The organism is uncultured Methylophaga sp., from assembly GCF_947259025.1.
Lineage (GTDB): Bacteria > Pseudomonadota > Gammaproteobacteria > Nitrosococcales > Methylophagaceae > Methylophaga.
In genome coordinates this window covers 50456-64864 of record NZ_CAMYKO010000007.1, presented here as the reverse complement: position 1 = coordinate 64864, position 14409 = coordinate 50456, and the positions used below count along the sequence as shown (strand labels likewise).

Genomic DNA, 14409 nt, shown 5'->3' with positions numbered 1-14409 from the left:
AAGATGAGCCAAATCAAAGTCTTGTTTGTATGCATGGGCAATATCTGCCGTTCCCCCACCGCCGAAGGTGTGTTTACCCGCCTGGTGGAACAGTCTGGTACCCGTGACCGTTTTCTGATCGACTCCGCTGGTACCCATGCCTATCATGTTGGAGAAGAGCCCGATGGCCGCGCGCAGCAGACTGCCCGCCAGCGCGGCATTGATTTGTCGTTTATCCGTGCCCGCAAATTCGCCCGCAATGACTTTGAGATGTTTGATCATATCCTGGCGATGGATCAGGACAACTACGCCATCCTGATGGATGCCTGCCCGCCTGAGTATCAAAGCAAGGTCAAGCTGTTCCTTGACTATGCGCCGCAGCGTGATGAACAGGATGTGCCCGACCCTTATTACGGCGGCCAGAATGGCTTTGATCATGTGTTTGATCTGGTCGAAGACGCCTCACAGGGCTTTTACAAGAGCGTTATCAGCTAGTCACTAACCCAAATTGAGTAGTTGCTTTGCCCGCCCGGCGGAGTATGATTGCGCGTTGACTTAAATCTGAATAAGGACTTGTGACGTGAATGCGCAATCACGGGGCAACGTCGCCCTGCCGGCGGCATTGCTGGGACTGGTTTTATGGATGATGCCGCAACTGGCCCAGGCGGCGGAAGCGGTGAAATTGCTGGATCTGACCCAACACTGGGTAGGGTATACCGCCATTGTCCTGTTTATCTTCGCCTATGCCCTGGTGGTGGTGGAAGAAGAAATCCATATGCGCAAGTCCAAGCCGGTGATGGTCGCCGCCGGCCTGATCTGGGCCCTGATTGCCTTTGTTTACGCACAGCAGCCTGACTCGGCCTACCATCACACGGCCGAGGTGATGATCCGTCACAACCTCCTCGAATACGCCGAATTATTTTTGTTTTTGCTGGCGGCCATGACTTACATCGGCACCATGGGCGAGCGCGGCGTATTCGACAGTCTGCGAGCCTGGCTCATTAACAAGGGCTTTTCCCTGAGAACGATTTTCTGGCTGACCGGCCTACTGGCCTTTTTCATCTCACCGGTGGCCGACAATCTCACCACGGCATTACTGATGGCCACCGTGGTCATGGCCGTGGGCGGCAATAATCTGGGTTTTGTTGGCGTTGCCTGTATCAACATCGTGGTGGCTGCCAATGCCGGCGGCGCTTTCAGTCCCTTCGGCGATATCACCACGCTGATGGTCTGGCAGAAAGGGGTGGTTGAATTCCATGAGTTTTTCGCGCTGTTCCTGCCATCATTGGTGAACTGGCTAATCCCGGCGTTCCTGATGTCTTTGACTGTCAAAGCAGTCACGCCTGAATCAAGCGGCGATAAAGCCGTGCTCAAGGACGGCGCCTTTGTGGTTATCGGCCTGTTCCTGCTGACTATTGCGATGGCGGTCTGCGCCCATAACTTCCTGCATTTGCCACCGGTGGTGGGCATGATGACCGGTCTTGGTTTCCTTAAGATTTACGGCTATGTGCTTAAACTGCGTGAGTCACGACTGATGATGGAACTGGAGCAGGTCGGCGAAGGCAAAAAACCATTTAATATTTTCCGTCAGATCGAGCGCGCTGAATGGGATACGCTGATGTTTTTCTACGGCATTATTCTCTGTGTCGGCGGGCTGGGCACTATCGGCTACCTGGCGATGGGCTCGGAACTGATGTACGGCGATCTGGGTCCGACCACGGCCAATATTCTGGTCGGTCTGATTTCTGCCGTAGTGGATAATATTCCTGTCATGTTCGCAGTCTTATCGATGATGCCGGAGATGAGCCACGGTCAGTGGCTGCTGGTCACTCTGACCGCCGGTGTCGGCGGTTCATTGCTGTCGGTGGGTTCAGCTGCCGGTGTTGCCGTAATGGGTCAGGCCAGAGGGATTTACACCTTCTTCAGTCACCTTAAATGGATCTGGGCAATAGCGCTGGGTTATGCAGCCAGTATCTGGCTTCACCTCTGGCTCAATGCCGATCTGTTTGAACCAGTGCTGCATTAGGAAAAGCGGCCTGAAAGCCGCTTTTTATTGATCAGTCGTAGAGTTTGAGCACCAGTTCAGCAATACAGGCCGGACGCTTACTGTTTTCCACTTCGATTTTGACTTCCCTGACCAGTTCCAGGCCACGTCGCATTGGCGTGATCTGAATAATCCGCGTACGGGCCCGGATGCGCTTACCGGCTTTGACCGGTGCCGGAAAAACAACCTTGTTCATACCGTAATTCACCACCAGACGGGCTTCCGGGTAGGCCTCGTTTTCCGGGTTAACGGTATCAGTCAGCATCGGAATCAGCGACAAGGTCAGAAAACCATGGGCGATGGTGGCTTTGAAGGGGGATTCTTTTTCGGCACGTGCGGGATCAGTGTGAATCCACTGCTGATCACCGGTCACGGTGGCAAACTGATTAATACAGTTTTGATCCAGCTCGAACCATTCCCCCACATAGCTCTCTTCACCGAGCTGGGCTTCCAGCCGCTCACGTAGGGCAATAAACTTTTCACTGGGCGCCCGGTCTTCCGACACAGCCTGATTTTCATCGGGCTCATGAAAAAAGTGGAAATACTGGGTCCAGGGCAGGGACAGATTACGAATATCCGAGACTTTTTTATTCAAGGTCTCCGGCCAGTTTTTCAGCGTGGTGCCGACCCGGTTTTTAAACTCGGAGTTGAGCGACTCCAGCTTTTCCTGTCCTTGCTTGAGTGATTCCACCAACCGCATAAAATCTTCCTTATCCATTTTGCCCCGTTACTTGTGGGCAGTTGCGCCAGCCCATGAACAATTCACTGCAAACTCGGTCTGAGAAACTTCTTCCCGCAGGCAAAGGTGACATAGCACAAAACCGGCGCAGCGGGTACAATTTACTGTTTAATCATAGACACAATATAGCGACCATCATGCTCTACAGCACAGACGATTTGCGAATCACCGGTATACAGGAAGTCCTGCCACCGGCGCAACTACATGAAGAACTGCCTATTACCGACCAGGCATCGGAAACGGTATTCCTTGCGCGCAAAGCAAGCCAGGACATTCTTCACAAAAATGACGATCGTCTGATAGTGATTGTTGGTCCCTGCTCCATCCACGATCCCGACGCGGCCCGCGAATATGCCACAAGGCTTAAGCCGCTGATCGAGGAGTTAAAAGACGATTTGCATGTCATTATGCGGGTGTATTTTGAAAAACCGCGCTCAGTGGTCGGCTGGAAGGGACTGATCAACGACCCGTATCTGGATGGCAGCTTCAGAATCAATGATGGCCTGCACATTGCCCGCAAACTGCTGCTGGATCTGGCGGAAATGAATATTCCGGCAGCCACCGAATATCTGGATCTGATCAGCCCGCAATATATTTCTGATCTGATTTCCTGGGGCGCTATCGGTGCCCGTACCACGGAAAGTCAGGCACACCGCGAGCTGGCTTCGGGTCTGTCCTGCCCCGTGGGCTTTAAGAACGCGACCGACGGCGGCCTGCAGATAGCTGTTGACGCCTGTCTGTCGGCGTCCAAACCACACCACTTCATGTCTTTGACCAAGGCAGGCCGTTCAGCGATTTTCTCCACCACCGGCAACCCGGACTGCCATGTCATCCTGCGCGGTGGCCGTTCGCCGAACTTTGATGCCGAGAGTGTCAATGCCGCTGCCGAAGTGATTGGCCGTTCCGGTCAGGACGCCAAGATGATGATCGACTGCAGTCATGCCAACAGTGGAAAGAATCATATCCGCCAGGAAACCGTTTGCCGCGATGTCGCTTCACAGGTCGCTCACGGTGATAAACGTATTATCGGGCTGATGCTGGAAAGCAACCTGGTCGCCGGACGGCAGAATCACGAACCCGGACAGGAGCTGGTTTACGGTCAGAGCATCACCGATGCCTGTATGGCGTGGGATAACACCGCACCGCTGCTGCAGGAACTGGCTCAGGCTGTCCGTCAGCGTCGTGAGCGGCAATCAGCGACAAGCTGAGTGGGAATGTTTTGCTGGCTGTCCTTGTCTTTTGACGACTCGCTAAGTCCCTATCAGACAAGGCGATAAAGCCGCCGTAACGTTTCAGAAAACCGCCTTTTTAAGCTATAATGCACGTTTGATATTCAGCACCTGAGCGGCGCTCGCGCTGAAATAACAACGAATTCCTGAGGAAATCAGTAGGTTATTAAATGGCAGACTATGCCCTGATACTGTTAAGCACGATACTGGTGAACAACATCGTCCTGGTAAAATTCCTGGGGCTGTGTCCGTTCATGGGCGTTTCCCGTAAGCTGGAAACCGCTATGGGTATGGCGCTCGCCACCACTTTCGTGCTGACTTTGTCGTCGATTAGCAGTTACCTCATCAACGAATACCTGCTGGCGCCGTTCGGCATCGGTTTCCTGCGCACCATCAGCTTTATTTTTGTTATCGCCGTGGTGGTGCAATTCACAGAAATGGTTGTGCACAAAACCAGTCCCCTGCTTTACCAGGTACTGGGCATCTTCCTGCCCCTGATTACCACCAACTGCGCCGTGCTGGGTGTGGCCCTGCTTAATGTGCAGGAGCAACACGGCTTTATCGAGTCTGCCCTGTATGGCTTTGGTGCAGCGATCGGTTTCTCCATGGTACTGGTGATTTTTGCCGGCATGCGTGAACGACTGGCTGCGGCTGATGTGCCGGTGCCATTTCAGGGCGCTGCTATTGGTCTGATTACTGCTGGCCTGATGTCCATGGCTTTCATGGGCTTCGCCGGATTGGTGAAGGTGTAGCCGTATGTTGACTGCGATTATTGCCTTAACTTTGCTGGCACTGGTGATGGGTCTGCTGCTGGGCTTTGCCTCGGTCAAGTTCAAAGTAGAAGGTGACCCGATTGTCGAGCAAATCGATAAACTGCTGCCGCAGACTCAGTGTGGACAATGCAGCTTTGCCGGGTGCCGGCCCTATGCCGAAGCGATTGCGGCCGGTGAAGTCGATATCAACCGCTGCCCGCCAGGTGGTGAAGCCACCATTCAGTCGCTGGCCGATCTGCTTGATGTTGAACCCAAGCCGCTGGATGAAGAATGCGGCGTGGAAAAACCCAAAACACTGGCGGTGATTGACGAACAGCGTTGTATCGGCTGCACTTTGTGTATTCAGGCTTGTCCGGTGGATGCCATTCTGGGCGCAGCCAAGCATATGCATACCGTCATTGCTGATGAATGCACCGGTTGTGAACTGTGTCTTGAACCCTGCCCGGTCGATTGTATCGATATGGTGGAAGTCGCGCAGAACCCCAACACCTGGCGCTGGCCGGATCCCTCGCATCTGCAACTGGAACGCGGAGGTCAGGCATGAACAAACCTCTGTCTGATTTCCCCGGTGGGCTGAAACTGCGTGGCCATAAAAAGCGTTCCACGCAAACGCCAATCCGCAAAACGCCGCTGTCTGACAAGCTGATCCTGCCTCTGCAGCAGCATATCGGTGCCGCGGCGATGCCGGTTGTCAGCGTGGGTGACAAGGTTTTGAAAGGCCAGCGTATTGCCCGGGCAGACGGTCACGTCTCAGTGTGTCTGCATGCGCCCAGTTCGGGCACCGTAGTGGCGATTGATGAACAGGCTATTCCCCACCCTTCCGGTCTGAGTGCCCCCTGCATTACTATCGAAACCGATGGTGAAGATCAATGGATCGAGCGTCATCCGGTAGAAAACTTCAGCGAGATGTCCGCCCACGAAATTCGTCAGATCATTCGTGATGCCGGCATCGTGGGGCTGGGTGGCGCCGGTTTCCCCAGCTTTATCAAAATGAATCCGGGCGTTCACCACACGGTGGAAACCCTGCTGCTTAATGGCGCTGAGTGTGAGCCCTATATCTCCTGTGACGATATGCTGATGCGCGAGCGCGCTGACGGCATTCTCGACGGCGTCGAAATCATGCGACATGCGCTGCGGGCACGCAATGTAATTCTGGCGATTGAAGACAACAAACCACTGGCTATTTCTGCGATGGAACTGGCACTGGCAGCGCGTCCACATCTGACCAATACCAGCATCGTGGTGATTCCGACCCGTTATCCGACCGGCGGTGAAAAACAGATCATCCAGGTGGTGACCGGCAAGGAAGTGCCCAGTGACGGCCTGCCAATTGATATCGGCATCGTGTCCCATAATATGGGTACCGCCTATGCAGTTGGGCGTGCTATCAATCACGGCGAGCCGCTGATTTCACGGATCGTGACCGTCACCGGCACCGATGTGACCCATGCTGGTAACTTTGAAACCCTGTTTGGAACGCCGATCTCGGAACTGCTGGAATTTGCCGAAACCAAGCGCCAGCCTGATGAGCCGTTTATTCTTGGCGGACCGATGATGGGCTTCAACCTGTCCGGTGATAATCTGCCGGTAACCAAAACTGCCAACTGCATTCTGGTCGGTGTTGAAGATGCCGCACCCAAAACCGATCCGTTGCCCTGCATTCGCTGTGGTGACTGTGCTTCCGTCTGCCCTGCAAGCCTGCTGCCGCAACAGCTTTACTGGCACTCACGGGCCAAGGAATTTGATCAAACCCAGGATTACAACCTGTTTGATTGCATCGAGTGTGGTTGCTGCGACTATGTTTGCCCCAGCAAGATCCCACTGGTGTCGTATTTCCGTTTTGCCAAAACGGAAATCATGAACCAGGAACGTGAACGCGAAAAATCCGATTTGGCACGCGAGCGCTTTGAATCCCGCCAGGCCCGGATGGAAAGGGAAAAACGCGAAAAAGAAGAGCGTCAACGTCAACGCAAAGCTGCACTGGCGGCTTCCAAGGCCAAAAAAGAAAAAGAAGCTGCTGCTAAAGCCGAAACGGCTGAAGCGGCCGACAAGGAGACTTAAGCGCATGCCCCTATTCCGGATTAGTCCGCCGTTTCTGGCTGGGACGAACCGTGTCACGCTGCAAATGCTGCAGGTGTTGATGGCCATGGTGCCAGCCGTGGCTGCCATGGTGGTGTTCTTTGGTCCGGCCGTACTGATCAATATCAGCCTGGCACTGGTCACGGCCCTGCTGGCCGAGACGCTGATGCTGAAGATCCGTAAACGGCCGGTTAAACCTTTTATCAGTGATGGCAGCGCGGCTGTCACCGCGGTGTTACTGGCGGTGGCGATTCCGCCATTGTCGCCCTGGTGGCTGACCGTCACCGGTGTACTGTTCTCTATCGTGTTTGCCAAACATCTCTATGGCGGCTTGGGTTATAACCCGTTCAACCCGGCCATGGTCGGCTATGTGCTGTTGCTGTTGTCATTCCCGCTGGAAATGACCACTTGGCTGCCGGTGCTGTCACTGGCCGATAATCCGCTCAACTTCAGCCAGGCATTGCAGTTGATTTTCAGCGGTGAAACCAGTGGTGGTCTTGTGCCTGACACGGTATCCGGCGCCACGCCGCTGGATGCGATGAAAACCCAGATCGGACTGGATATTCTGCCCGAATATATTGTGAATCAGGATCTGTTCGGCATGCTCGGTGGCCTGGGCTGGGAATGGATCAACCTGTGGTTCCTGCTGGGCGGTTTGTTTTTGCTGTACCGCGGTGTAATCAACTGGCATGTGCCGGTGGCAATGCTGCTGACCCTGTTTGTTTTCAGCAGCCTGACCAGCTTGTTTGCACCGGACATCACCGGCTCGCCGATGCTGCATTTGTTCAGCGGCGGTACCATGCTGGGGGCGTTTTTTATCGCCACCGATCCGGTATCGGGCTCCACCACCGTTAAAGGTCGGCTGGTATTTGGTGCCGGCGTCGGTGCTTTGACCTATATTATCCGGATCTGGGGCGGTTATCCTGACGGCGTCGCTTTTGCGGTGCTGCTGATGAATATGCTGGTGCCCTTGATCGATTACTACACCCAGCCGCGGGTTTACGGAGCGACCAGCAAATGATGGCGCTGCAGAAACATATCATCCGGGTGGGGCTGTTACTGGGGCTGTTTGCGATCGTGGCGACTACACTGGTGGCCTTCACCGAGCGCAATACCCGCGATCAGATCACTGAAAACGAGCGTCAGCGTCTGTTGGATGGCATTAACGCCCTGATTCCGCATGAGCAATACGACAACGATATATTGCAGGACACCTTAAAGTGGCCTGCCACGATGGCACTGGGCACCGAAGAACCCACTGAAATCTATCGTGCACGGCTTGATGGTGAGCCGGTGGCTGCTATTTTAACCGTGGTGGCGCCGGATGGTTATTCGGGTCAGATCAAAATGTTGGTTGGCATTTATCACAGCGGCAAGCTGGCCGGTGTTCGTGTTATCAGCCACAAGGAAACACCGGGGCTGGGTGATAAGATTGATGAAAATAAATCGGACTGGATTTTACAGTTTGAAGGCCTGTCACTCACTGACCCGGCTGCGGCCAAATGGAAAGTGAAAAAAGACGGCGGTCAATTTGACCAGTTTACCGGTGCCACGATTACACCGCGCGCTGTGGTCAATGCCGTCAAAGAGGCACTGATTTATTTCCGCGATGAGAAAAAGGCATTATTTGCCCCTAGCGAGGAAAGCTCATGAACGCTTACAAGCAAATTATTCAGGACGGCTTATGGAGCAATAACCCCGGCCTGGTGCAACTGCTCGGGCTATGCCCCTTGCTGGCCGTCACCAATACCGTCATTAACGGACTGGGACTGGGTCTGGCAACGATTCTGACACTGGTTGCCTCCAACGGTATTATCTCGCTGCTGCGCCATCAAATTCCGGATGAAGCGCGGTTGCCGGTGTTCGTGATGATCATTGCTTCTATCGTCACCATTATCGAACTGTCGATGAATGCCTGGTTCCACGAGCTTTACCTGATCCTGGGGATCTTTATCCCCCTGATCGTCACCAACTGCGCTATTACCGGCCGTGCAGAAGCTTTTGCTGCCCGTAACCCGGTTGGTCCTGCCCTGCTTGACGGGCTGATGATGGGACTGGGTTTCACTGCGGTTCTGGTATTACTGGGAGCCATGCGTGAACTGATCGGTCAGGGCACATTATTTTCTCAGGCTTACCTGATGTTCGGTGAGGCGGCGCGTGGCTTTACCATCACCGTAATTGAAGACTATCGGGGTTTTCTGATGGCGTTGTTGCCGCCCGGTGCCTTTATCGGGCTGGGCCTGATTGTGGCGCTGAAAAATATTATTGATATCAAACTGGCTGACCGTCAGCCTAAAGCAGCACCGGTTGAAGTCGAGGCAGAAGCCACCTCCGCTTAGTTATGAACCAAGCCCAGAGGCGTGAATTTTTCGCCACCCTGAAAGCGCATAACCCGGCGCCGACCACCGAGCTTAATTACAGCAGCCCGTTTGAGTTACTGATTGCGGTGATTCTGTCGGCACAGGCCACCGATATCAGCGTAAACAAGGCCACTGACAAACTTTACCCGGTCGCCAATACGCCGCAGGCGATACTTGATCTGGGGGTCGACGGTCTCAAGCAATACATCAAAACTATCGGCCTGTTTAACAGCAAGGCCGAAAATGTCATTAAAACCTGCCGCGCTCTACTGGAAAAGCATGAGGGTGAGGTCCCGGCCCAACGAGCGGCGCTGGAAGCCCTGCCCGGTGTCGGCCGCAAAACAGCCAATGTGGTGCTTAACACCGTCTTTAAACAGCCGGTGATGGCAGTCGACACCCATATTTTCCGCCTCTCCAACCGCACCGGCCTGGCCAAGGGCAAAACCGTGCGCGCGGTGGAGGACAAGTTGATGAAAGTCGTACCCAAGGAGTTTATGCTGGATGCCCATCACTGGTTAATCCTGCACGGGCGCTATGTCTGTACCGCCCGTAAACCCAAGTGTGAACAGTGCTGCGTCAGCCACCTTTGCGACTTTTTCCGCGATAACCAGCGTCGCGCCAGAGCCAGCGCCTGATATGTTTGGGCAGAACCGCCAGCAACTGCGTCAGTTCTTTTTTGATGTCTGGGCCAAACAACAAAATGGCCAGCCGCTGGATGCCATGGAGCAGGTCGTCGCACAAATCATTGAAATGCACCCCGAATATCATGCGCTGCTGTCCGATCCCGATAAGCTGGATCAGGACTTTCCGGTAGAAGCCGGTCACTCCAATCCGTTCCTGCATATGGGCCTGCATATTTCCCTGCACGAGCAAATCAGCACCGACCGACCTGCCGGTATCCGCGATTTATATCAACAATTACTGCTGCGCTTTGGTGATCGCCATGACTGTGAACATGCGATGGCAGAATGTCTGGCAGAGATGCTTTGGCAGGCACAACGTGACGGCCAGCCACCAGCTGAAGCAGACTACCTGACAGCGCTGAAAAAGCTGGTCAAGTCGCGTTAATACCGTCGTAATCCAACCCGGCCAGCATATCTTCCTGCACCCAGGATTGTAAAAAGCCAATCGCCTTGATGGGTGTGTCTGTCTCCGAAAACAAGTCCAGCAGTTGCTCGCAGAGCTCAGCAAAGCTGTCCCCTTCAGACATGGATTTGAGCGCGGTATATTCGGCAAACGCTAAAGGTCGATAATGGCTAATCAGATCTGGACGACGCCAGACCACCCAGTATTCAACCTCATCACGATGCTGTGCTTCAGGTGGCGGCTCACCGGCAGACAAGGCTTTCCAGATAGCAAACGCATTGCTGTAACAAGCAATAATTTGCAGCGAAGGTTGCATCGTCAACTGTAACGACGGCCAGGCCTGTTCAGGAATTGAAGCAAAATGTTCCAGAGACAAACAGGCTGCATTGCCAGCATCAAAGCTGTTGGCGAATGCCTGCTCAATCTTTGCCAGCTCCGCGAGCTCAATATGTTCGCTGTAAGGTGATTCCTGTGCCAGCATTTCCGCTAATGCAATACTGAAATAACGCAGGCTGGTGGTGTGTGATGGATGGGTGTCGATATATCGATTCATCAAAGCATCAAACTGCGCGTCACCAAGATAACTGTGGAGTTTGTCGAAGTCGGTCTGCAGCGCTTCTTTTAACCGCATGCGGTAGCCATTGGCGTAGATATTCAGCCGGTCGCGGGCGGACATCATCGGGGTTGACTCGATCACCTTCTCCAACCCGGTTGACTCACCCAGCAGGTGATAGAGGAACTGCTGCTGTAAACTCCTCAGCTCCATTGTCAGGCAACTCCCTGCATCATCCGGCCGCTGTTGATCGCCAGTTGTTCTGCGGTCAATGTCCGGCGGGCTATAGTCTCAGCCCGAGTCAGTTCCTCATGCAGTTCCGCAAAGGGAGGAATGTTGTCATCCCGCTCTATCATCGTGCTGACGGCGCCATAGCGCTCCAGCGCATACTGATAGAGATCCCAGACTGACTCACACACCGGATGATCATGGGTATCAATAATCATCTCGCCATGATAGCTATGCCCGGCAAGATGAAACTGCATGACCCGATCCGGATCAATGCCGTTGATGTAGTCACGCGGATCAAAGTGATGATTATTGGCACTGACAAAAATATTATTGATATCGACCAGCAGGAAACAGCCACTGCGACGGGCAATCTCGTTGACAAATTGCCATTCGCTCATCTCCGAGCTGTGATAAGTCACATAACTGGACAGGTTCTCGATCAGGATCTCGCGACCGATATAGTCCTGCACCGCCTGTATGCGATCAACAATGTGCTTTATCACCGCCTCGTTATACGGCAACGGCAGCAAATCATGACTGTTGATATGATCCACCGTGGTCCAGCACAGATGATCAGAAACCCAGGCAGGCTCAACCCGCTCAATCAATGCCTTGAGCTTATCCAGATAGCGGGTATTAAGTGGATCGGTACTACCTATCGACATCGACACCCCGTGCATCACCATGGGGTAATCCTGACGGATTCTGTCGAGGTTAGCTAACGGTTTACCGCCCGGCACCATATAGTTTTCAGACAAGATTTCAAACCAGTCGATCGGTGGCTGATGTTCAATAATGTGCTGGTAATGATCGGTCCTCAAGCCAAGACCGAATCCCAGAAACGGACGTGTCATAAGCGCTCCTTAAAAGGATGATCGACTTCATGCCGCAACAGCGACATGAAGTCGATGACCTATCGGCTTATTTACCGACTGTACCACCAATTTGATCACAGGCCTCTGCTGACATGGCAACAAAGCCCTGTCCTTTGCATGAAGACTGACCGGCACAGGCATTGCCTGCTGTTTTGCAATCGGCCTGACCTTTACAGGCATTATCGGCCGTTTTGCAATCATTCTGCCCCTTACAGGCATTACCGGATACTTTACAGTCGTTATGGCCTTTACAGACATTGACGCCGTAACAATGCACGTTGGCGGATTCACTCGGTGCGGCATTAACCGTGGCAGCGCCCATCATGCTCGCTGCGGCAAAGGCCAAAGCCACGCCAGTTGCTGTGGTTGATTTTTTCATGTTTGTCTCCTTATTCGTCCAGCGACGAAAGTAAATTAACTGCCGACTTCGCCGCCGACATCACCACAGGCTTTGGCAGACATGGTGACAAACCCCTGGCCTTTACATGCCCCCTGCCCGGCACAAGCATTATCTGCCGTTTTGCAGTCGTTATGACCGGCGCATTTGTTAACGCCGTGACAATGCACCATTTCCTGGGCACTGGCCTGACTGGTGTTTGCCTGGTTTGCCGTACAGCCCATCAATCCCGCTGCAGCGACGGCCAGGGCCAGTCCCGTTGTTGTTTTCAATTTATTCATATCACTCCCTTCTATCATTAAGGTTTCGAGCATCACTCACAGCCTGGGCCGTTAATGATGATAGTAGGGGGGCGCCTCCCTACAGTGTCGACGGTCTCAAACACCAAACGTTACAAAATAAACATCAAAGCCCTCGATTGCCTTTTGCCGGCCCGTTTCATTAAGATGGACCACCACCCATGCAACGAGGCAGATTATGAGCCAGGAAATGATTTCTCTGGGCTATACCAGCAGCGACACAACAGCCACCCGTTTCACTCAGCCCTTGCCGGTTCCTGAAGGTAAAGATCTGCTGATCAAAATCGACGCTATCGCGGTCAACCCGGTCGATACCAAAGTCAAAGCGGGTATTGAGGGTCAGTTGGAGAAGCCTAAGCTTATTGGATGGGACGCTACTGGCACGGTGATCGCAGCGGGTAAAGACTGCGAGCTTTTTAAAGTAGGTGACAAGGTATTTTATGCCGGCGATATCAGCCGTGATGGTTGCTATGCCAGTCATCAACTGGTGGATGAACGTATTGTCGGCTTTGCCCCCAGAAAGCTGCCAGCAGTTGAAGCGGCAGCCATGCCTTTGACCAGTATTACCGCCTGGGAGGCTTTGTTTTCCCGGATGAGAATTTTCCCCAACCTGGATACAGGCAAAACCCTGCTGATCATCGGTGCTGCCGGTGGGGTCGGCTCGATGGCGATTCAGTTAGCCAAACAGGTGGCTGAGCTGAACGTGGTTGCCACCGCATCACGGCCAGAATCGTCAGCCTGGTGCCGGGAACTGGGCGCGGATCACGTGATCGATCATCACGATCTGAGCGAGGAATACGCGAAACTCAACATTGCCCCACCCGATTATATTCTGTGTCTGGGCGATACCGATCCTTACTACGAACTGGTCACTGATTTGATCGCACCGCAGGGCATGATCTGCTTTGTGGTGACCAGCCAGCAGCAGCAAAATATCGACAAACTCAAGACCAAAAGCGCCGGCATTGTCTGGGAATTCATGTTTACCCGGCCAATGTTTAAAACCGATGACATCAGCGCTCAGCACCAACTTCTGAACCGGGTATCGGAAATGCTGGATGACGGCAGCTTACGCTCCACGCTGAAGCACAACCTCGGCCCGATGACTGCCGATAGCTTGGGTGAAGCACATCAGCAACTGCTCAGTGGTCATACGCTGGGTAAAATTGCACTCACTCCCATAGAGGAATAAACCTCATGGCGTGGCACAGCGTGATGGATAACCGTATAATTGCCGCAGGTTTTCAATCTTATGCTTGAGGTTCAACGATGAATAATAAAAAATCAGGCCAGTTTTTTATCGGCAGTCTGGTCATTTTCATGGTGCTGTTTGGTGTGGTGCTGGTCGTGCTTAACAACATGGAAAACGTCGCAAAAAATGTGACGGCGCCGGAGAGTATGGAGCCTGAAGCTGTTGAAGAACGTATCAAGCCGATTGCCCAGGTTGAAATCGGTGAACCGCCCGCTGTCGAAGCTCCGCCAGCCGAAGCGACTGATACTGGCGGTGCCGGTGGTCCAGGTGAACAAATTGTGTCTTCCGTTTGTGCCACCTGTCATGCTGCTGGTCTGATGCAATCTCCCAAACTGGGCAGTGCTGATGAATGGGCGCCGCGTATCGAAAAAGGTATCGAAACCCTTTATGACCACGCTATTAACGGCTTCAACACCATGCCGGCTCGTGGTGGTAACCCGGACTTGAGTGATGATGATGTCAAAGCCGCGGTCGATTACATGGTGTCGCAGGCGCAATAAAATATACAACTAA

Annotated in this window: 18 protein-coding genes; 13 read left to right on the top strand and 5 right to left on the bottom strand. The window is 53.5% G+C overall.

The genetic code is table 11. The annotated features are described in order from the left end of the window. Window positions 1-3 precede the first annotated feature (3 nt). Together Q0X64_RS12200 and nhaD are read left to right on the top strand one after the other, a co-directional pair. On the top strand, window positions 4-474 hold the full coding sequence (locus Q0X64_RS12200) for a low molecular weight protein-tyrosine-phosphatase (protein ID WP_297813480.1): 471 nt from the start codon (window positions 4-6) through the stop codon (window positions 472-474). A gap of 85 nt (window positions 475-559) precedes the next feature. Next, on the top strand, window positions 560-2005 hold the full coding sequence (nhaD, locus tag Q0X64_RS12195) for a sodium:proton antiporter NhaD (RefSeq protein ID WP_297813477.1): 1446 nt from the start codon (window positions 560-562) through the stop codon (window positions 2003-2005). Between the two features lie 31 nt (window positions 2006-2036). Here nhaD and Q0X64_RS12190 read toward each other — a convergent pair whose 3' ends face one another. Further along, complete coding sequence (locus tag Q0X64_RS12190) at window positions 2037-2741, bottom strand: MaoC family dehydratase (RefSeq protein ID WP_297813475.1); 705 nt, start codon at window positions 2739-2741, stop codon at window positions 2037-2039. A gap of 158 nt (window positions 2742-2899) precedes the next feature. On the opposite strand from Q0X64_RS12190, the gene Q0X64_RS12185 reads away from it, so the two are divergent. The 9 genes from Q0X64_RS12185 to Q0X64_RS12145 all read left to right on the top strand — a co-directional run bounded on the left by Q0X64_RS12185 (window position 2900) and on the right by Q0X64_RS12145 (window position 10271). Next, window positions 2900-3970, top strand: a complete 1071-nt coding sequence (locus tag Q0X64_RS12185; RefSeq protein WP_297813472.1) for a 3-deoxy-7-phosphoheptulonate synthase — start codon at window positions 2900-2902, stop codon at window positions 3968-3970. Between the two features lie 191 nt (window positions 3971-4161). After that, window positions 4162-4743 (top strand): electron transport complex subunit RsxA, encoded by a 582-nt coding sequence (gene rsxA / locus Q0X64_RS12180; RefSeq protein ID WP_297813469.1) that lies wholly within the window; start codon window positions 4162-4164, stop codon window positions 4741-4743. A 4-nt stretch (window positions 4744-4747) separates the two neighbouring features. Next, window positions 4748-5308 carry an electron transport complex subunit RsxB gene (gene rsxB / locus Q0X64_RS12175; protein ID WP_297813466.1) on the top strand — a complete coding sequence of 187 codons (561 nt, stop codon included), beginning with the start codon at window positions 4748-4750 and terminating at the stop codon, window positions 5306-5308. Then, entirely contained in the window at window positions 5305-6825 is a 1521-nt protein-coding gene (gene rsxC, locus Q0X64_RS12170; protein WP_297813463.1) for an electron transport complex subunit RsxC, read from the top strand. The genes rsxB and rsxC overlap by 4 nt, the downstream gene beginning before the upstream one ends. 4 nt (window positions 6826-6829) lie before the next feature. Next, window positions 6830-7864, top strand: coding sequence for an electron transport complex subunit RsxD (gene rsxD / locus Q0X64_RS12165; RefSeq protein ID WP_297813460.1), 1035 nt, complete (start codon window positions 6830-6832; stop codon window positions 7862-7864). Further along, a complete protein-coding gene (rsxG, locus tag Q0X64_RS12160) occupies window positions 7861-8496 on the top strand; it encodes an electron transport complex subunit RsxG (protein ID WP_297813458.1) in 636 nt (211 codons plus the stop codon). The genes rsxD and rsxG overlap by 4 nt, the downstream gene beginning before the upstream one ends. Then, window positions 8493-9182: an electron transport complex subunit E gene (locus Q0X64_RS12155; protein WP_297813455.1), complete on the top strand. Its 690-nt coding sequence runs from the start codon at window positions 8493-8495 to the stop codon at window positions 9180-9182. Before rsxG ends, Q0X64_RS12155 begins: the two co-directional genes overlap by 4 nt. Window positions 9183-9184: 2 nt before the next feature. Further along, the gene (gene nth / locus Q0X64_RS12150; protein ID WP_297813453.1) at window positions 9185-9838 is read left to right on the top strand and encodes an endonuclease III; all 654 of its coding nucleotides are present in this window, start codon (window positions 9185-9187) and stop codon (window positions 9836-9838) included. A gap of 1 nt (window position 9839) precedes the next feature. Further along, window positions 9840-10271, top strand: coding sequence for a DUF1841 family protein (locus Q0X64_RS12145; RefSeq protein ID WP_297813450.1), 432 nt, complete (start codon window positions 9840-9842; stop codon window positions 10269-10271). Here Q0X64_RS12145 and Q0X64_RS12140 read toward each other — a convergent pair. The 4 genes from Q0X64_RS12140 to Q0X64_RS12125 all read right to left on the bottom strand — a co-directional run bounded on the left by Q0X64_RS12140 (window position 10258) and on the right by Q0X64_RS12125 (window position 12626). After that, a complete protein-coding gene (locus Q0X64_RS12140; protein ID WP_297813447.1) occupies window positions 10258-11055 on the bottom strand; it encodes a DNA-binding domain-containing protein in 798 nt (265 codons plus the stop codon). The two genes, Q0X64_RS12145 and Q0X64_RS12140, sit on opposite strands and share 14 nt — an antisense overlap. A gap of 2 nt (window positions 11056-11057) precedes the next feature. After that, window positions 11058-11927: a DUF692 domain-containing protein gene (locus tag Q0X64_RS12135; protein WP_297813444.1), complete on the bottom strand. Its 870-nt coding sequence runs from the start codon at window positions 11925-11927 to the stop codon at window positions 11058-11060. A gap of 67 nt (window positions 11928-11994) precedes the next feature. Next, on the bottom strand, window positions 11995-12327 hold the full coding sequence (locus Q0X64_RS12130) for a hypothetical protein (RefSeq protein WP_297813440.1): 333 nt from the start codon (window positions 12325-12327) through the stop codon (window positions 11995-11997). A gap of 35 nt (window positions 12328-12362) precedes the next feature. After that, entirely contained in the window at window positions 12363-12626 is a 264-nt protein-coding gene (locus tag Q0X64_RS12125) for a hypothetical protein (protein WP_297813437.1), read from the bottom strand. Window positions 12627-12822: 196 nt separating this feature from the next. Here Q0X64_RS12125 and Q0X64_RS12120 point away from each other — a divergent pair, with 196 nt between their 5' ends. Both Q0X64_RS12120 and Q0X64_RS12115 read left to right on the top strand, forming a co-directional pair. After that, entirely contained in the window at window positions 12823-13836 is a 1014-nt protein-coding gene (locus Q0X64_RS12120; protein ID WP_297813435.1) for a zinc-binding alcohol dehydrogenase family protein, read from the top strand. Window positions 13837-13913: 77 nt separating this feature from the next. Beyond that, on the top strand, window positions 13914-14396 hold the full coding sequence (locus tag Q0X64_RS12115) for a c-type cytochrome (RefSeq protein WP_297813432.1): 483 nt from the start codon (window positions 13914-13916) through the stop codon (window positions 14394-14396). The last annotated feature ends 13 nt before the right edge of the window (window positions 14397-14409 follow it).